13 protein-coding genes are annotated in these 19,369 nt (G+C 40.9%); 8 read left to right on the top strand and 5 right to left on the bottom strand.

Annotated elements, in window-relative coordinates; translation table 11 throughout:
* Positions 1-211 precede the first annotated feature (211 nt).
* Both ACXAFJ_RS10050 and tadA read left to right on the top strand, forming a co-directional pair.
* Positions 212-1,771 carry an AbgT family transporter gene (locus ACXAFJ_RS10050; protein ID WP_475323150.1) on the top strand — a complete coding sequence of 520 codons (1,560 nt, stop codon included), beginning with the start codon at positions 212-214 and terminating at the stop codon, positions 1,769-1,771.
* A 98-nt stretch (positions 1,772-1,869) separates the two neighbouring features.
* Positions 1,870-2,424 (top strand): tRNA adenosine(34) deaminase TadA, encoded by a 555-nt coding sequence (gene tadA / locus ACXAFJ_RS10045; RefSeq protein ID WP_475324107.1) that lies wholly within the window; start codon positions 1,870-1,872, stop codon positions 2,422-2,424.
* Positions 2,425-2,698: 274 nt separating this feature from the next.
* Here tadA and ACXAFJ_RS10040 read toward each other — a convergent pair whose 3' ends face one another.
* Entirely contained in the window at positions 2,699-3,256 is a 558-nt protein-coding gene (locus ACXAFJ_RS10040) for a 4'-phosphopantetheinyl transferase family protein (RefSeq protein ID WP_475323149.1), read from the bottom strand.
* Positions 3,257-3,536: 280 nt separating this feature from the next.
* Here ACXAFJ_RS10040 and ACXAFJ_RS10035 point away from each other — a divergent pair, with 280 nt between their 5' ends.
* Genes ACXAFJ_RS10035 through ACXAFJ_RS10010 form a run of 6 tightly spaced genes read left to right on the top strand, consistent with a single transcriptional unit; the run spans position 3,537 to position 12,840 of the window.
* Positions 3,537-6,956, top strand: a complete 3,420-nt coding sequence (locus ACXAFJ_RS10035) for a condensation domain-containing protein (RefSeq protein ID WP_475323148.1) — start codon at positions 3,537-3,539, stop codon at positions 6,954-6,956.
* Positions 6,953-8,590, top strand: a complete 1,638-nt coding sequence (locus ACXAFJ_RS10030) for a (2,3-dihydroxybenzoyl)adenylate synthase (protein WP_475323146.1) — start codon at positions 6,953-6,955, stop codon at positions 8,588-8,590. The genes ACXAFJ_RS10035 and ACXAFJ_RS10030 overlap by 4 nt, the downstream gene beginning before the upstream one ends.
* Positions 8,583-9,848 carry a lysine N(6)-hydroxylase/L-ornithine N(5)-oxygenase family protein gene (locus tag ACXAFJ_RS10025; RefSeq protein ID WP_475323145.1) on the top strand — a complete coding sequence of 422 codons (1,266 nt, stop codon included), beginning with the start codon at positions 8,583-8,585 and terminating at the stop codon, positions 9,846-9,848. The genes ACXAFJ_RS10030 and ACXAFJ_RS10025 overlap by 8 nt, the downstream gene beginning before the upstream one ends.
* A 54-nt stretch (positions 9,849-9,902) precedes the next feature.
* On the top strand, positions 9,903-10,526 hold the full coding sequence (locus tag ACXAFJ_RS10020; protein ID WP_475323144.1) for a GNAT family N-acetyltransferase: 624 nt from the start codon (positions 9,903-9,905) through the stop codon (positions 10,524-10,526).
* Positions 10,523-11,728, top strand: a complete 1,206-nt coding sequence (locus tag ACXAFJ_RS10015; RefSeq protein ID WP_475323142.1) for a type III PLP-dependent enzyme — start codon at positions 10,523-10,525, stop codon at positions 11,726-11,728. The genes ACXAFJ_RS10020 and ACXAFJ_RS10015 overlap by 4 nt, the downstream gene beginning before the upstream one ends.
* The gene (locus ACXAFJ_RS10010) at positions 11,725-12,840 is read left to right on the top strand and encodes an SIP domain-containing protein (protein WP_475323141.1); all 1,116 of its coding nucleotides are present in this window, start codon (positions 11,725-11,727) and stop codon (positions 12,838-12,840) included. Before ACXAFJ_RS10015 ends, ACXAFJ_RS10010 begins: the two co-directional genes overlap by 4 nt.
* 87 nt (positions 12,841-12,927) lie before the next feature.
* Here the strand turns inward: ACXAFJ_RS10010 and ACXAFJ_RS10005 are convergent, their stop codons facing one another.
* The 4 genes from ACXAFJ_RS10005 to ACXAFJ_RS09990 are packed head-to-tail and all read right to left on the bottom strand — an operon-like array spanning position 12,928 to position 19,348.
* The gene (locus ACXAFJ_RS10005) at positions 12,928-15,963 is read right to left on the bottom strand and encodes an AMP-binding protein (RefSeq protein WP_475323140.1); all 3,036 of its coding nucleotides are present in this window, start codon (positions 15,961-15,963) and stop codon (positions 12,928-12,930) included.
* Complete coding sequence (locus tag ACXAFJ_RS10000; protein WP_475323138.1) at positions 15,956-17,899, bottom strand: condensation domain-containing protein; 1,944 nt, start codon at positions 17,897-17,899, stop codon at positions 15,956-15,958. Before ACXAFJ_RS10000 ends, ACXAFJ_RS10005 begins: the two co-directional genes overlap by 8 nt.
* 43 nt (positions 17,900-17,942) lie before the next feature.
* Positions 17,943-18,698 carry an SDR family oxidoreductase gene (locus tag ACXAFJ_RS09995; protein WP_475323137.1) on the bottom strand — a complete coding sequence of 252 codons (756 nt, stop codon included), beginning with the start codon at positions 18,696-18,698 and terminating at the stop codon, positions 17,943-17,945.
* A 2-nt stretch (positions 18,699-18,700) separates the two neighbouring features.
* Positions 18,701-19,348 (bottom strand): isochorismatase family protein, encoded by a 648-nt coding sequence (locus tag ACXAFJ_RS09990; RefSeq protein ID WP_475323136.1) that lies wholly within the window; start codon positions 19,346-19,348, stop codon positions 18,701-18,703.
* Positions 19,349-19,369 lie beyond the last annotated feature (21 nt).

The following is a 19,369-nucleotide window of genomic DNA, read 5'->3' as shown; positions in this document are numbered from 1 at the left end:
AAGTGGAAAAATCCCGATTAAATAGCTGTGATAAATTTATAAGTCGTATCTATTTGTAAACAAGATGAATCTATAACTAGCTTGAGGCAAATCAATGGTTGTTTGTTTTGTTTTTTCTTGGTTTGTGTAGAATATTGTGTTGCTAGGATGCGCGACTGAAACAGTCGAATAAAAAGGAGAGTCAACCACAACATCATACAACGGAGTTACCATGAGTAACCAAGCAGTTAAGACGGCTCCTCAAGCCTCGTCTTCCGGTATGGACCGCTTTTTAAACTTTATTGAGCGTGCCGGTAACAAAATTCCAGACCCCGCGATTCTTTTCTTTTGGGCTTTAATCATTGTTTGGGTGTCATCAGCCCTTCTTTCACACGTCAGTTTTGATTTGATCAACCCTCGCACTGGTGAAGCTCTTCAAGTTAACAACCTTTTAACCGGTGACGCGTTAGCCCACTTTATGGCGAATATGGTCAAGACCTTTACCGGGTTTGCGCCACTTGGCATTGTGTTGGTTGCGATGTTAGGTGTGGGAGTGGCTGATTCTTCAGGCTTCATCACCACGGGTTTGAAGAAAATGTTGAACTTCACGCCAGCAAAATTGCTTACCCCAATGCTGATTTTGGTCGCCATCGTTTCCCATACCGCAGCTGATGCTGGTTATGTGTTAGTGATTCCACTAGGCGGTATCATTTTTCACGCGGCAGGTCGTCATCCGCTGGCGGGTATTGCTGCGGCATTTGCCGGGGTATCGGGCGGCTTCTCAGCTAACTTCATTCCTTCGGGCATTGACCCACTGCTTGCTGGCTTTACTCAAACGGCAGCGCAAGTTCTTGACCCAGATTACGTGGTTAACCCATTAGCCAATATTATTTTCACTGGTTTGTCGTCGGTGATCATTGTGGCAATCGGTTGGTACGTGACAGAACGTATTATTGAGCCTCGTTTATCGAATACGCCAATCGATGAGGATGCAGAGGAAGCAGCTGATCTTGGTTCATTCACCGAGCAAGAATCAAAAGCGTTCCGTTACGCTGGTTGGTCAATGATTGCTGGTATCGCGTTACTGATTGCGGCTGTATGGCCAGAAAGCTCTGCGCTTCGCTCTCCTGAAGGCGAGATTACTGCGTTTTCTGCACCATTGATGAAGTCCATTGTGCCTTTGATCTTCATTTTGTTTGTGATTCCGGGTTATGTGTACGGCAAAGTTTCAGGTACATTTAAGACCAGCAACGATGTTATCAAAGCCATGTCAGATACCATGGCCACAATGGGCGCTTACATCGTGATGTCTTTCTTCTGTGCTCAATTCTTGGCGGCATTTGGCCAATCTAACATTGGTACCATGCTGGCGCTGTACGGTGCGGAAGGTTTGAAAGCTTTGAATCTGCCAGGACAGGCAACCATAGTAGGTATGATCTTGCTGACAGCATTTGTAAACCTTTTGGTCGGTTCTGCATCGGCTAAGTGGGCGTTGATTGGCCCAATTCTGGTACCAATGTTGATGGCAGTGGGTATCTCTCCTGAGCTTTCACAGGCAGCGTACCGAGTAGGGGATTCGGTTTCTAACATTATTTCTCCGCTTATGGTGTTCTTCCCACTTGTGGTGGTGTACTGCCAGCGTTACGTGAAATCTACTGGTATTGGTACGCTTGCATCACTGATGATGCCATTCTCGATTGCGATGCTAATTGGTTGGACAATCTTCTTACTTGGTTACTGGGCACTAGGTATTCCGCTAGGTATTCAAGCACCTTACACTTACTCAATGTAAGCAGAAGGCTAAAACTATTGAGGCTTGCCAGTGGCAAGCCTTTTTTTAAACTTGCTTGCCATGTATTCTTACTGAGAATCTTCTTGAAGTTAATTTCTATGACCAACCCTAACGCTAAATCCCATAATTCATCTTCTCAACAAGTACCTGTCGAAAAAACGTTTAGTGAACAAGACAATGTCTTTATGCGACGAGCTATGGAACTGGCTGAGTGTGCAGAAGAAATGGGAGAAGTTCCGGTTGGTGCTGTGTTGGTGAGAGATGACCAGATTATTGCGGAGGGTTGGAATCGTTCGATTACCGATAACGATGCAAGTGCTCATGCTGAGATTCAAGTGATTCGCAAAGCAGGGCAGGAGTTAGATAATTACCGTCTGCTAGATACTACTTTGTACGTTACGTTAGAACCTTGCCCCATGTGTGCGGGTGCGTTGTTACACAGCCGAGTTAAGCGAGTTGTCTACGGTGCCTCTGATTTAAAAGCTGGAGCGGCGGGAACGGTTTTGAATTTATTTGATAGTCAGGCTGCCTACCACTATGCGACGGTAGAGGGTGGTTTATTAGAAAAAGAATGCCGCACTCAACTACAAGCCTTTTTTAGACGGCGTAGGAAAGAGCAAAAAGAGGCAAAGAAACTCGCCAAGTCAGGATAAAAAAACAGAGCATTTAGCTCTGTTTTTGTTTCTATTCACTTTCTTCAACATTCATTTGCATGAACGTTCGTTGACGACGAATAATTTTTTTTCTCGCATCAAACCTTTTTCTCTTGCGACGGTTTGCTGCGACCGTTTTGTTAAGGCTTCTAGAGCGCAATCTGTGTCGGCGCACACTAATCCTCAAAAAGTACATAGTTAAAACTATGCGTATGGTGAAGCTTACGAGAGGTTTTAGCAAGAGCTTGTTTGCTTTATCTACCAAGGTTGCGACCTAGCATTCTCGAGCACAAGTGAGTATGCCAAACTCTAAAATCAAATAAGATACTATTAGGTAGCACCAATGGTTATCGAATGAAAGATAACTGATTAATAGTCTTGAAGCTGGGATATCGACACCGACAATTTTAAAGCTCTTAAAATCCATCCCTGTTTTGAACTTAGGGTAGACCGCTTTAAAAGACGATTCTTTAGCTGAGAAAAATATTGTGGCAAGTACCGTGTCTGAATATTCAGGATATTGGCAGTTTAGGCCTGTCAGATAATCTATTTCATGTGCATGTAAGACAATATTCTTCACTGATTTTAGTAGGTCGTCTGTCATTGGTTTTTCCAAATCAATGCCAAGTAACGTTGTCTGTGCATCAGATATTCTCAACGCTGACGCGGCAGCATAACAATTGGTATGACTGATGGAGCCTATAAATCCATTTGGCCAATTAGGACTCCTATCAGAATGCATTGGGACTTTGTAATACGGACAGCCAGCTTTTTTTAAACCATCAGCCGCGACCACCCTTCCTGCTACAAACTCGGCTTGCCGTGAAGGCACTGCGCTTAAAATCCTTTCTGGCAACACATCTTTTATTCGATTAGTACAGTTAAATTTATCGGTTTCAAATTGACAGACTTGGATCGGAGTGCGGTTTAACTGTATAGAATCCATCTGTTTTATAAACGGAAGTTGCATAGAAGAGGTGTGGTTTTTTCGATTTTTCTTAGTTTAACTTCTTATCACCTAAATGATAATAATTATCTATTGCGTTTGGGTGTGTGTTTTATATATGCTACTGGGCGAATATGTGTGAGTTAACTAGGACGCAAGAAAAACCATGAACAAGGATATGTTATTGGATGTTGGAGCCTTTGAATCTGAGCTGAAAAAACAAGGCTTAGTGACAACGGAATCGGAAAGCAACCAGTCGATCTCTTCAAAGGAGCCGCTTAAAGAGAGTGCTGTTAACTCGGGTTACTTTAGTGAAGGAGCTGTGCCACTTTCCACGTCTGAACAGCGCGCTTGGATGCAACATCAGCATGATCCACTGTCGGCATCTGGTGTGTTCATTTCAGCATTTCAGTTACAAGGCAATTTAGATAGCAAACGGCTGGAAAACGGTATATTGAGCTTGTTTGATGGCAACTCGAACCTGAATAGCGTCTTTGTAATGAACTCAAATGGACAAGTTGAAAAGCGCTTACAGACATTTCATCGAGAGCAAATATTTGGCTTTAAGAGTGTGAGCTCTTTGAAGGAAGTGGAACATTTCCTTTTGGAACAACAGAACCAGCCATTAGATTTAGAAGTCGACCCTTCTATTCGTTTTTGGTTGTTCCGACTTAATCATCAAAATCATGTGCTTGGGGTATTGGGCCATCATATTCTACTGGACGATTCAGCGTGGCAGGCGATTATTGAACGACTGAATTCTGTGTATAAGACAGGGGAAGTAGACTCGCCTCGCACAGTAGCATCGACTTTTGATTCTAAGCGAAAATCTCAACATAGTTATGAGCAATATTGGCGGTCTAAGTTTGCCGACGGCCTAACTCGGATTGAACTGGTTGACCGATTTTTCCAACGTACAAAAGACAGCAATGAAGTGTATCAATATGGCAAACAATCAAGTTTGTCGTTATCTGATAAAGCTAGTCGTTTTTATACGTTTATCGATTCGCGTGTTATTCACTCGGTGGCGAGTTCGGCTCAATCCACACCTTTTCAGGCGGTTCTTACCAAGTTTGGACAGTTTCTAACTCAAGAATTTGAGACAAATAGCTGTGATGTTTTAGTTCCCACGATAGAGTCAAGGCAAGCTCCAAATTTAGATCAGTTGACTACAAGCTCAAACGTCATTCCCATTCGAATTCCCAAACCTTCAGATGAGATAATCTCTGATATTCAGGGTGTTAGGGACGATTTACTGAGGGGAATGGATAATAACCTCCCTATAGAATCTATCTTTTCGACTACCAAAACATCGCGCCATCAATATCCCAACGTTTTGGCAACGCAAGTTGATGATATCAGCCGTCATTTCCAGCTCGAAGGTGTACATTGTCAACAAATTAGCCTCCTCCCGTTAAGGAGTGATTACGATTTAACACTGGCGTTTCGATACATTGAATCTGGCTATTCCATGTTAGAGCTCACCACTAACGAAAAAATGTCGCAATACGCAGGTGGCTATTGGCTAGAAAAGTTTGTCGTTTTTTTGAACCAGGAGTCGAACGAGCTTCTCTCTAAAGAAATTGAAACTGAAAGTGCCGAAAACTCCCCAATTCGAGTAAGTTCAGAAGTTAATGCTCTAGAAGGGCGAAATAATGAGGTTAATCAAGCAAAGGTTAAGGCGATACTTAACAGCTTCAGGCATGTTTTAGAACAACCTAACCTAACTGAAAATGAGGATTTCTTTGAAGTTGGCGGGCATTCATTACTTGCGACGCAAGTCATTGGAAGTTTGGCTTCAGAGCATAGACTAAAGCTCGACATCGCAGATTTTTTTGAACACGGAACAGCAAAAGAGCTTGCTCAATATGTTACGGAAATCGCAGACATTGATAGCCTTCCTCGTGAAGAAAATGATGAGACACAAACGCCTTCAACTTTGGATATTGAAGCAAAAATCCGAGAAGTTTTTTGCCAAGTATTGGGTAACAAAGATGTTGAAGCAAACAGCGATTTCTTTGAACTGGGTGGACACTCACTGCTAGCCACTCGAGTAATTGGGGATTTAAAGTCTAGTCATGGTATAGAGCTGGCTATCGCTGACTTTTTCGAAACTCCGACGTCGGCTCAATTAGCAGAAAAGGTTTTACTCTCAGAGGTTACCCGGTCAGGGGAAAGCGCTCCAAACACTCCTACAAATCCCAAACCACAGCTTGAATCAGCGCCATTGTCGTTACTCCAGCAAAGTTACATGGCAATCGCTGAGATGGGGAGGAATCCATTATTCAACATCCCATTTGCAATTCAACTCAAAGGAAAGTTGAACTCAAATGCGCTTAAGCAAGCGATGCATCATGTATTAATTAGACACCACGCGCTAAGAACATTAGTCCAAGCAGTAGATGAAAACACTTTACAGCAAACAGTTGTCGAACAAGACGATATATCAAATTATCAATGGTTTTGGGGGCCAAAAGAATTTGATGAACAACTTTGGGAAGAAGTTCTTGCTTCTGAAGCCTTCCATAGCTTTGACCTCACCAGTGAATTACCAATAAGAGTCAAGCTATTAGAGACAGCAGAGAATGAATATTTGTTGTCACTGTTAATTTACCACAGCGTGTTTGACGAGTGGTCGGCAAGTGTCTTTATTGAAGATCTAGTTAGCGCATACAATTCAACATTGCAGGGACACTCTCCACGTTGGCAGTTCGAACCAGCTCAATTTACTGAATATGCGGTTGAACAGAGCGAACATTTTGACTTACAAGGTCAGTTGGAGTTTTGGCGAGATTATCTTGGCCTCGTTGAACCACAAAAGCCATTATTCGGTGTACCCGAAAGTACCGAAGACAACCTTCTTACTTTAGAAATGGCACTGGCTGGTGGAGCTAAGGAAATAGAGTTACCGACGTCATCTGCTCAAACCTTACATCAAAATGCAAGGGAAACCCGTTCAAGTATTTTTTACGCTTCTTATGCTGCCATCGCAACCACGCTTTATTTGCTTGGTTCCGAACAAAACCTATTAATAGGTACGTCAGTATTCGGGCGCGAGAATCACAAGTATCAAAATACCGTTGGTTTGTTTACCAATGTCTTGATGCATAAAGTCCAACTGGGTGAAGTTATTGAATTTAAGTCACTCATCAAGTCTATTCAGCACGATATCTTACAGTCTCTACCATACAGTGAAACACCATTTGGATTAGTTGAGTTGGAAGTCGCAGCGTCTCCTTTACAGGGTTTAGCAGACAACTTATGTGAATTCTACGTTCAGTATCACCCCAAGAATGGATTGGACCAAACCTTCAATTTTGATGACGGTTCTCAATGGTCAATGTCACTACTTGAACCCGAGCGTCTAGTTTCCAAGTTCGGTCTTCATTTTGAAATCTATGAGACTGAGGACTCAGGGTTACGTTTCGTACTGAATTATCGTAAGGCTCACTATGACGAATCTCAAATTGATCTTATTGCCAATACACTTTTACGAGTTATCGAGACGCTTTCTAATGCCTCAAAACATACAAATACCATTCGTGATATCCGACGTGAGATAAGTCTTTTGGAGGCAAAACGATGATTAGCAGCCACAATGATACCAATAGGTACGTGCCATACAGTGAAGATAGAATTCGTAACTATCAGCATAAAGGGTTATGGCAAAACCTTACCCATTTTGACTTTCTATCTGAGTGCAAAGACAAGTTTGGTCATACACCTGCCGTGATCGATGGTGAGAAAGAGTTGAGCTACCAACAATTGTATAAGTTAGCTATCGACTATGGTTCAACCCTTAAGAAGCAAGGGCTAAAGCAGGATGATTTTGTCATCATCCAATCAGCCAATTCAATAGAGTTTTTTGTAGTCTTGTTCGCAATGTATTGGGTAGGCATTCGCCCGGTCTTTTGTCTTGAGGGTTTAAAGTCTTATGAAATAGAACAGATCGCAATCAACAGCGGTGCGGTTGGTTTTTTAAAAGTGGTACAGCCAGGTGATACCGGGTCCGCAGTTTCTTTGGCCCAATCCTTCTTAAAACCAAATTTAACGCTTTGGTTTCGAGAAACAATCGTATCGAAAAATACGTTGTCAGAATCATTTTCGATTGAAGCAGATACCGAACCACTAGAACCCAACTCCAGCGTCTCGACAGATATTGCATTCTTACAATTATCTGGTGGTACCACAGGTTTACCAAAATTAATTGCTCGCACACACGCAGACTATCTGTATTCAGTTAGAAAAAGTGTTGAAATTTGCCGCAACTCACCATCGGATAAAGTTTTGATGGTTCTTCCTGTTATGCATAATTTCGCGATGAGTTCTCCCGGTTTTCTTGGTGTTTTAGCTAGTGGCGGTTGTGTTGTATTGACGCGAGACTCCAGTCCTAGAACCTGTTTTAAATTGATTGAATCGCATGGCATAACTCATGCTGCTTTAGTCCCAGCCTTGGCCAACGTATGGATCAACACTCCACTATTGGGTAATTACGATTTGTCCAGTTTGAGTGTAATACAAGTAGGAGGCGCTAAGTTATTACCTCAAATAGCGACTTCAATCCAAACAAGGCTAAAAACCAAGTTACAACAGGTTTATGGTATGGCTGAGGGCTTGGTTAATTACACTAGGTACGATGATGATGAAGAAACAATAATTCATACCCAAGGGCGACCGATGTGCGAATTAGATGAAGTTAAGATTGTTGGTGAAGATGGATTGGAACTACCACAAGGACAAGTAGGAAAAATATATACCCGTGGCCCTTATACCATAAATGGTTACTACAACAATTCAGACGCAAATTTGAATAGTTTTAGCACAGACGGCTTCTATATTACTGGCGACCTAGGATTTCTAGATGAAGCAGGAAATATCACGGTAACTGGGCGTTCAAAAGAGATGATCAATAGAGCAGGGGAAAAAATAACGCCTAGCGAAATTGAGTCATTATTAATTCAGCACAAAAACATAAAAGATGTCTCCATCGTCGGTATTCCTGACGAAATATTAGGAGAGAAAATACGAGCGGTTGTTAAGGTAGTTGATCCCAAAATCCCTATATCACTCAAAGATACCCGTAAATTTCTGCTTGATATGAATGTGGCTGACTACAAGCTTCCTGATGAAATCGAACAAGTTGAACAATTTGAGTTAACTAATGTAGGGAAAGTGAATAAAAACAAACTGGCGATAGATAAGGCGGTAGAAAGTGAATGAGAAGATACTTGATGTTATTGGTGTTGGGATTGGCCCTTTTAATCTAGGGCTAGCGTGCTTATCTGACCCGATTGAAGAGCTAGATTGTTTGTTCTTTGATGCTAAACCAAGCTTTGATTGGCACCCTGGAATTATGCCTGAATGGAGTACATTACAAATCCCATTTATCGCGGACTTGGTGACGTTCTCAGACCCTACTAGCCCATACAGTTTTTTAAATTATCTCAAAGAAAAGGGAAGAATATACCAGTATTATATTAGAGAAAGCTTGTTCATTTTTAGAAAAGAATACAACGAGTACTGTAAGTGGGCGGCTGAGAAATTGAACACACTCAAGTTTTCTACTGAAGTTATTGATCTCAATTACAAAGAAAATGATGGTTTCTATGAAGTGTATACGCGAGATTTACAAGGAAAAGAAACAAAGTTTTTGACTAGAAATATTGTTTTGGGAACGGGGACTACACCCATAATACCGGATTTTTGTAAAGGTCTGAGAAACTTAGATACAAGTGCGAACTATCTCTCTAATAAGGAAAGATATAAAAATTCTAAATCAGTAACAATTATAGGGAGTGGCCAAAGTGGTGCCGAAATTTACTACGATTTACTTCAATCTATAGATGATCATGACTATGAATTGAATTGGTATACGAGGTCCGACCGAATATACAGTATGGATCTTGGTAAATTAACACTTGAGTTTACCTCACCAGACTATAAAGATTTTTTCTTTAAACTTCCCAGAGAAAGCAAAGATCGAATCGTTGAATCCCAGTCGAGTCTTTACAAGGGAGTTAATTTAGAACTGATCAATAGTATCTACGATAGTTTGTACATGAAGTCTATAGCTAGTGATGTCAGAACTAATATATCTCCGTGCTCTGAGCTTAAAGAAATATCCGAGTTAGGGACAAAGTTAGAACTTAAATTTTCCAATGTAGAAACCCAAGAGTGCTTTAATATAGAGACTGAATATGTAGTTTTGGCTCTAGGTTATGAGTATCAAATTCCAAAGTTTCTTGGTTCTATTTTGCCTATCATTAATTGGGACTGTAAAGAAAGACTGGATGTCTCCAAATCCTACACGATAGATAAACACGAGAAGATTTTTGTGCAAAATGTAGGTTTATATAGCCATGGAATGACAGTCCCTGACTTGGGGATGGGGTGTCATAGAAATAGTATTATTATAAATGAAATATTAAAAAAGGAAGTTTATAAAGTAGAAGATAAAATTTGCTTTCAAACATTCTAATATTATATCTGGAGTAAGTGAGTATAAATTTAAATTTTTATAGAAGCTCACACTATGAAAACTATATCCCAAAATCTACCCAATGAATTTTCACTACGTTATGAAAGTAAGTCTTATTCTCTAAGAGCTATGAACTGGCCAGATGATTTTGATTTATTATATCATTGGATGCACCAAGAACACGTTATTACTCAATGGCAACTTAATAAATCAAAATTGGATTTAGAAGTTCACTTTGAGAAGATGATTGTTGATGACCACCAGAAATTGTACATCATCTCTGTAGATGGTAAAGATGTTGGTTATACAGAGTTATATGAGTGTTATCGAGATAGAATAAGTCTTTATTATCCTGCAAAAAAACATGACATGGGTATGCATTTATTAATAGGCGACAAAGCATATTTAGGTAAGGGCCACTTTGAGCCTATTATACTCATTATTATTCAAAATATATTTAGTCATTGTTCTGAATGTGAATATATTATTGCCGAGCCCGACTACAAAATTAGATTGTTTCATCGATATACTAAACGGTTCGGGTATAAGTTGGATTCAAAAGTTAAGCTTCCAGAAAAAGAAGCCTCTTTGTTTAAGCTTAATATTAACGACTATTTTGATTCAATTGCATTTAAATCTTGGTGGAATAAGGTGAATCTTGAAGAGGGGGTAATATGATTCCACTTCCTGAATACTTTTCACCTTTGTTTAGAGATGAACTTAATAAGTTGGTTAATCGCGAAGAAACCCCTTTTGTTGCAATTGATCTATCGGTAATTGACAAAAAGTATCGAGAATTGACTGAAGGTTTTCCCTATGCTGATATTTATTATGCCGTCAAAGCTAATCCTGATGACGAGATAGTCCAACATTTGAATTTCCTCGGTTCGAAATTTGATATTGCATCGCGGCCTGAACTTGAAAAGCTTATTAGGCTCGGTGTCAATACAGACCAGGTTTCTTATGGTAATACAATAAAAAAAGCAAAAGATATTGCCTATTTTTATCAACATGGAGTTCGACTTTATGCCACTGACTCGATAGCAGACTTAAGAAATATTGCATCGAACGCTCCTGGATCGAAGGTATATTTCCGTTTCTTATTTGATGGGTCCAGTAGCGCCGATTGGCCCTTGTCAAATAAATTTGGTTGTAGCCAGTCAATGGTTATTGAGTTAATTGGTGAGGCAAAATCACTAGGTTTATTACCTTGTGGTGTGTCTTTTCATGTGGGGTCACAGCAAAGAGACATTGCTACTTGGGGAGATGCAATAAAAAATTGCGCGAGTATTTTTAGTCAAGCTAAAAGCCAACTGGGTATCAATCTTAACTTGGTCAATATTGGTGGCGGATTACCAGCCCAATACTTGCATGAAACCGACTCATTCTCACGATATTCCGACCAAATTTACCAGTACTTCAAACAGTATTTTGATACGTTACCTGAAGTGATTATTGAACCTGGACGTAGTCTTGTTGGTGACTCAGGAATTTTGGTTTCGGAAGTGATTTTAACTGCAAACAAGCAAGATCAAGGCAACGAAAAGTGGATCTATACCGATGTTGGGACGTTTAATGGACTTATTGAAACTATCGGAGAGTCAATTCTTTATCCAATTAGAACTGAAAAATGTGGTGAGGAGGAACCAGTAATCTTAGCAGGACCAACCTGTGATAGTCTCGATATTATGTACGAGAAGCATCAATACCAACTATCGAAAGATTTACAAATCGGTGACCGATTATATTGGCTTTCTACGGGTGCATATACAACGAGTTATAGTTCAGTTGAATTTAATGGCTTTCCACCATTAAAAAGTTATATTGTTAATGCAAATGTAAATCATTATCATGAATTTGAGGCAAGGAAGCCAATATGACTACGCTAACTCCAATCAAAGAAGTCGACTCCAAACTCGATATTATCGACCATATTAACCAAGACCACATGGATGAACTGTTGGCTATGGCCAATGGCTATTGTGATTTTGGTGAAGTGGTTAGAGCCACAATTTTGGAAATCTATAATGAAGGTGTTCAGATAAGAGTTGAGGTTTCCGGACATAGCAACGAACGAGAAGTGTTTGTCCCTTTTGAGGTCGATGGTGACCTTGAAGAGAAGATTCTATATCTAGCGTACGCGGCCATTATTCGCAGCGGGAAAGATTTATCAGGCACCGGTAAACGTTACTTTGAAGTACTAGAGCGAACACAAATAACTCCCAATTTTACCCGTATTTTAGTTAAGTGTCCGTCTGGTTTACCGGATTATTATCCTGGGTATGCCTACGCTTTTACCTTAAAAAGATTGAAGAAATTGGTATCTAATTCGACTGATAAATCTGTGAAAAAATCCTGGGCAAAAGACTTGTTCGATCGGTTATTTCTTGTATCAATGAAGCATTTGTCGAGTAAGAACCGTGAAAAAGTGATAAAGAGTTTAAATAAAGGAATTCGACTGTACACATTGCGGCAATCTTGGAAAGAGAATGAAACAGACACTTCACCGTCACTGGGCTACATAGATGTATATACCCATGAATCTAGCCCCGGTAGTGTCTGGGTGGATGGACTAAGTTCAGGAGATGTCATCATGAGCCGCTCGGAAACCGATGATAAGCACAGTCATTTGTCTCATGGTTCCAGTTTAATTATTGCCGACGAGACGGCTTTTCCTGCGGCCGCAGGAATCCTAGAACATTGGGACAATGAACATCCCCCGCAAATCGTATTATTAAGTGCTAAACAGTCTGAACAATCGTATTTTGATGGATTTTCGTTTCCTGAAGGGAGTAAGGTGACCCCAATTATCTGTCAGCCGGATTGTCAGGGTGAACGAGTTCTAGAGTATCTTGCTAATCTTGAGAGTATTGATGTGGTATGGGGTGCATTTGAAAGCGAATCTGCCAAAAAGGTTAGGCACTACTTAAGAAACCAGCTTAACGTGAAAGGTTCCAAAAACCATGTGAAAGGGTATTGGAAAATTAAGTAGTTGTTGTTTGGCAAATCATATGAAGGTCTGAAGTTAAACGAAAAATAGTCCGCCAAATTTGTTTTGGCGGACTATTTTTTTATGTCGCTATATCGAGCGAATCGAAGAAACCTTATCGACCACATCACCGATTGTTTGACAGTTAATTAGCACCATAGGCCCTACTTTAATGGAATGCTCAGAAAGTAGTCTATTACAGAGTGCAGCCAAGTGGCTCGGCCTAACCCCAGACTCGATCAATCTATCTTCAGAGGATAATTTTTTAGGCTTAGGTAATGAGTTACCTAGAGCGTCAAAAACGAGTTCTGTAATGTCTGTGGTGTCATCTTTTTCAGGAATGGCGATATCGGTATAGATGGTGAGCTCTAGTTCTTTAGATAGCGCTTTTCTGTCAATCTTGTTGTTACGGGTCAGAGGAAATTCGTCCAGGCAAACCCAACGGCTTGGAATATGAGATATGGGAAGTTGCGCTTTTAAACGAGGCTTAATCTGTTTGACTGATAATTCAATACCACTTTGAGTTTTATAGGCGCACACTAGTTCATGCTGACCAAACTTGGGATTTTCACATGCCACGACAATGGCATTCGTGATCTCTTCCAGACGGTTTACGTGATGTTCAACTTCAGCGGCCGAGATTCTTACTCCCCTAACTTTTAAATACCCTTCTTTTCTGCCTGCAAAAATAATTTGATTCTGTGGATTAAAGAAGCCCTGATCACTGGTTTGAAATGCGATTTCAGACTTTCCGAGCTCATTTGTAATGGTAATAAAGTCTTTATCGATTAATTTCCCATCTTTTAAGTAACCATTGGTCAAGTTGATCCCTGACATAACAATCGTACCAGTTTCATTAACGCCACATGGTCGACGGTTACTATCTAGTATGGAGTAGGTATTACCCTTGATTGCCTTGCCGTAAGGGATAATGGATTGGTCATCGTGACTTATCGGGTGCCAAATACTCCATATTGTGGTCTCAGTGGGACCACCTAAAGAGTACAGTGTAGCCTTTGGCGTGAGCGTTCTTAGCGTTTTGATTGACGCAGGCTTTACGTAATCCCCCCCTTGAGCGATAAGTCTAAGTGATTGGATTTGCTCTGTTGTCGCAACAGCTATTAACATATCTACAATGGCGGGTACCGAGACCCAAATAGAGATTTGGTTGTCTTTTATTAGCTGCGCCCAATCAACGGCACTTTTAATTTGTCTCTCAGTCGGTATGACGAGAGCTCCACCCACACAAAATGGTGCGAATATATCGTAGACTGACATATCGTGATGAAATGGTGTTGCTGCAAAGAAGGTATCTTGTTGGCTGATTTCCCACTCTTTATTTGATTGCTCAATGACGTTTGCGGTTGCTTGATTATTGAGTACTACACACTTGGGTAGTCCTGTACTGCCCGATGTGTAAAGGTAATAGGCTGCGGAGCGGTCCATGCTGTAATTTTGGGGGATATGCTCTTTTGAGCAATGGTGTTGCTTTAGTTCATCCAAACTTAAATGAGTACAGCCAGGATAAGGTTGGTTGGAAACGACCCATTTGGCTTGGCTATTTTTGAGCAAGTAATTAATGCGATCTGGTGGTGAATCTATATCTATTGGGATCCAGATTATTCCAAGCGAAGCACAAGATAGTGTAAGTATCACTTGCTCGGGTGACTTTCCGGTACATATGGCAAGTACATCACCGCGTTGAACAGATTTAGATGTCAGGAAGTCACAGCAAGCAATGATTTTTCTCTTTAATTCTCGATAACTCAGCTTTTCATCGCCAAAAATAATCGCAGTCTTGTCGATTTCAAGGTTGAGGGTTTCATGAATTTTTGCAATAAAATCGGTGGGTCGATAGCTAGATTTTTCTTGCTCAACTGGCAATGAAAATGAAACATCTAAACTGTTGCACTTTATGATTTCTCTAAGTTTTTGTCGTAAATTATCGACTATCTTATTGATTGCCTGCTCAGAGATAACTTCCATGGCAAAATCGAACTCAATAGCAACGGATGCATCAGTATTTACCAACCTTAAATCTAAAGCTAGTTGTGGCGTCTGGGTCAATCCGTTGTATTGCTTGTAATCGTCTTGACGACTTTGCCAACTTAAACCATTAGTGACTGCAATTGGTAGAGGAATCAGATTTCCTGACAGCTTCACTAGTTTTTTAGCGACTTCAATCCCTGAATAATTACCGTGAGATAAACGGGTTAATGTATTCTTCTGAAATGCTTGTACACCGTCCAAAAAGGTTTTATGGGTTTGATAATGGGTAACAATAAAGTTAGAACTGGTTCCAAGCTCTCCTCGTAGTTGAGAGTCTGATATTGGCATCGAAAAGACTAACCTATCTGAGTTTGCCCATTGTAAAACCGACTCAACTATTAGCCCGGTTAATACCATGTTAGGTAACAATTTTTCTTTAGTGCTACATTGATTGAGGTTTTTTAAATCACTTTCCTCAAATACATACTGTTGTCTTTGGTACTTAGAGTAAGCAACCGAATTTGGCTGTTTATCCCATGGCAGAGCTTGGGGACTTACAAAACTTTCTAGTTGTTGATTCCAAAAGTTTTCATCGTCATCGGTATTAGAAAAATATCGCGAAGGTTTAATGTCTAACCCTGCAGTGATAGGTAATTCTGTCGCTGAAAAAAGCTGTTCGATTAGCTGCCCTATGGTGTATCCATCAAAAACTAAACCATCAAAGCTTGTCATAACGACAGCTTTTCCTGATTGGAAAGAATCCGGAAGTTGGATAAACCAAATATGCCACATGACTTCACCTATAGGGTGCTTGTAATGGGAAACAAGTTCACGAAGTTCATCCAGTCTTAACTCAGCGGCTGAAGCAGAATCTAAGGATAGGTCAAGTGAGAGCCAGTTTACTTTTTCCAGTTCAGGCATAACGATTAATTCGTTATCTTGGTTGATGAGTGTTCTTAGACAGTGATGGTTTTTGACCATTTGGGTTATTCGGTGTTTGAGGTTGCCTTCATTAAACTCTCCGATGAATTCTCTAAAGTCATGCATACCATTTTTGCCTAAGGGCATGTGTTCGGTTCGGCCTAAAAGATAGGCTTTTTGTAGAGGGTTAAGAGCCTTGGATGGTAAATCAGACATTTTTAGCCTCCAGCATTTTTAAAAATAGTGAGCTGATAGAGTTTGCCGTGTCCGGCAATACAGAAGCGATTCGATCCCCGATTAGGCGAGGTGACCTATCGGTGAAAATATCGACGACAGACAGCTCAGCCTCTTTGAAGTAGGCGTTAATATTTGAATTTAGATGCGTGGCAAGTAATGAGTCTCCTCCAATGTCAAAAAAGTCGTCATCCAACTCACAGTCTGAAATCGAGCAACCGATGATGTGGGCCATAAGGTATTGAACGACCGTATGAACAGGCTGATGTTGGCTAAGGCTCTTTGTGATGTCGTTATTTGCTTGAGTTTGAACTTGAACATCATTTTGGGGAATGGTTGAGCCAAGAAAACTTTCTAACCAAGTTTCACAATCGATGTCCTGAGATAGGAAGGAAGGAATAGCATGAATAGCTGAAATGTAATCTTCAAACATTTCGGAAATAAATTGAGGGCCAAATGCCGCTTCCCTGTAGTCCCAGTTAATAAGTAAACGACTTTTTCGAATGGCTATTTGAGCGTCGAGGCATACCATTGGACCTTGAGAAGACGCATAAACCGGAGTTCCTAAGACTTGTTCTGTTTCGGAGGAAACCACTTCACCGTAGCCAATACCATCGGTAAAAACGACAGGGGCGATTTCATTGTTACTCGTGTGCTTTGCTAGATCTCGTAAAACGGATATACCCGGGTAATATCGATTTAAATTCAAACGTTCACAGTGTTGATTAAACAACTGTAAGTTCTCCATGATGGTTTTATTTTTAATCAGGTTGACATCAAGAATTAAAAAGTCTGAATAGTCACCTAAAGGGGAAGAAGCGGCTTGTTCGTCAATTCTGTTCTCAAAGAAGGGTAGATTTAAACGGAATTTTTTTTGCAGATTCCACTTAAAGATGGTTAGAGAAAATGCAAAAAGACATAAAGTAGAAATGGTAATGCCAGTTTTATTGGAGGCGGTGTAAATCTGCTCAGTAAGTTCACTATCTAGTAGTCGGTGTTTGCTTGATGTGTTTCCGACGTTTTCCCATTGGGATACTTTTGCCACGTGTTCCAATGGGGCAGGAGGAAGAGTGCCTAATCGTTTTTGCCACCATTCTTGACTCGCTTGGTATTGTGGATGAGATTGCGGAGCTGCTTTTTCTAGATATGAGAAAAAATTTTGAGCCGGACTTATATCATCTTGTAAATCGGAATATATAGATGAAATATCTGCCAAGAGATCCAAAGTGCTTGATGGGTCCAGCGCGAGCATTTTACAGTCAATATGAAGACGATGTTGCTCATCTGGAAGTTGAGTTAGCGAAAATCTAACAGGTGATTGTTGGTAATCATCAGCTTTTGGATGTGCGTATCGCTGCCTCTTTGAATTCAATTTCTTGTCAATCCAATCGTGTGGTTGGCTGCTAAAATCATCAATTTGAAGAATCGGTCGGGTAATTGAAGGCTGAATTTTTTGTTGTCCATTGTCATCGACACTCATCCTGAGCATGTCATGTTTTTCAGCGGCTCGCCTTAGTGTTGAAGCTAGACGCTCAACATCTAGGTTGCATCCATCGAGCTCTAAATAAAAATGAGCGGGCACTCCCGTGGTTTTCTCCCCAGCCCAATAGGTATATTGCGTCGGGCTGAGGGGGAGCTCACTTGGTAAATATTTTGTCGATTCAGCGTTTGTTGCAGCGTTGGTCTGTCGAGCGATTTTTATGCTGTTTAACCAGGATTCTATTGAAGGGTCTGCTGCGAAATCCGCATAGTCTACGGCAACTCCTAAGCTTCCCTCTAAAAAATCGACCAACTGAATAATGGCCATGGAATGTAGCCCATACTCAATTAAATTTGCATCACTTGGCAATGGTTCATTGGCAAGCTTGAGTGTTCTTTTAACTTCTTTAACTAGTAGGTCTTGTATCTCAGTATCCATACTGATGATTCCTTAAATTCGAATTGGATTAGGGCAGAGTGATTTACGCCCCAAGTGTTGCCCCACCATCAATGACAAGCTCTTGCATGGTTATGTGATTGGCTTGTTCACTTAGTAAAAACGCCACGGATTCTGAGATGTCTTTAGGAGAAGCAATTTTTTGTAGTGGAATGCCAAGTTTGAAGTTGGCATGGTTGCCTTCAATGGTCTGTTTTTCGCCAAATTCATCTGACCAAAGTTGTGATTGCATATCAGTGAGTGTTGATCCCGGTGAGACAGTATTGACGGTTACCCGGTACGGGGCGAGCTCAAGTGCGAGAGTGCTGGCAAAGTGCGACAGTGCGGCTTTTGATGCTCCGTAACTAGCCATATTAATCCGAGGAACCCGTGAGGCATTGGAAGAAACAATTACAATGCTGCCATTTGACTGTTTTTTAAAGTGAGGCATCAACTTACGCGCAAAATAGTAGGGCCCAAAGACATTGACTGAAAAAGTACTCAATAACTCTGAGTCAGATGTATCTTCAATCGAATTGAGAGTTAAAACACCAGCAACACTTACAAAGTAGTTAGGTGGATAACGTGAAATCAGAGCCTCGCACAAGTCTTCAACGTGGTTTGGATCTGAGACATCACATTGGAAGGTTGTTTGTGCAAACTTAGCCGGTACTTTGTCTAAGTACTTATCAAAACCGATAACTTGAATACCTTGTTGCCACAAGGTATCGCGTATCTGAGCTCCAATACCTTGGTTTACGCCAGTGACCCAGGCTATTTTGCGAGAATGTGTTGCTCCCATTTCTATGCCAACTCCAACTCTCTTTGCTTAACTAGTTGCTCAACACTTGCTACAACGCCTAAGTTGCGTTGCACGTAACGCATTGCGTAGTGATGATCCTCTGCATTGAAATCAGCTGTGGCGTCGGAAAAAACAAAGGGTTGAATGCCGTTCATAAAAGCTTCTGCCGCTGTTTGTAATACTCCAATATGGGCATAGATACCGCAGATGAGTAATTGGTCTCGTCTGGATTTGCGTAGTAGGGTTTCTAGATCTGAGTTGAAAAATGCACTGTAGCGCCACTTAGTTAGAACAACATCCTGATTGGACGGAGACAATCGAGGTGTAATCCCTGACCGCTCTGGGCGAGCCGGCAGTCCAGGGCCCCACATGTCATTAAGCAACCCGCGACTTTCTGAAGATTGATGTGCCGGCTGCGCGGTGTAATAGACAGGCACATTATTTTCGATAGCCCACTGTTTTAACTCATAGGTTTTGGTAATTACTTTATTGATAAGATCGGAGTCTTCTCCATAAAAATCTATGAAGTAATCTTGCATATCATGGATCAGCAATGCGGATCGATTTGGGGTAATAGCCCAGTCAACTTTGGGAGCTGGGAAATTGCTGTCTAATGAAAAATCGTAGCTGGGAATTTTTGGAATAGTCATGGTTTGGTCCATCAAAAAGGT

Source organism: Vibrio sp. ABH4_348 (assembly GCF_056159765.1).
Note: the sequence above shows the minus strand (reverse complement) of the source record. Positions and strands in the feature narration are given on the sequence as shown.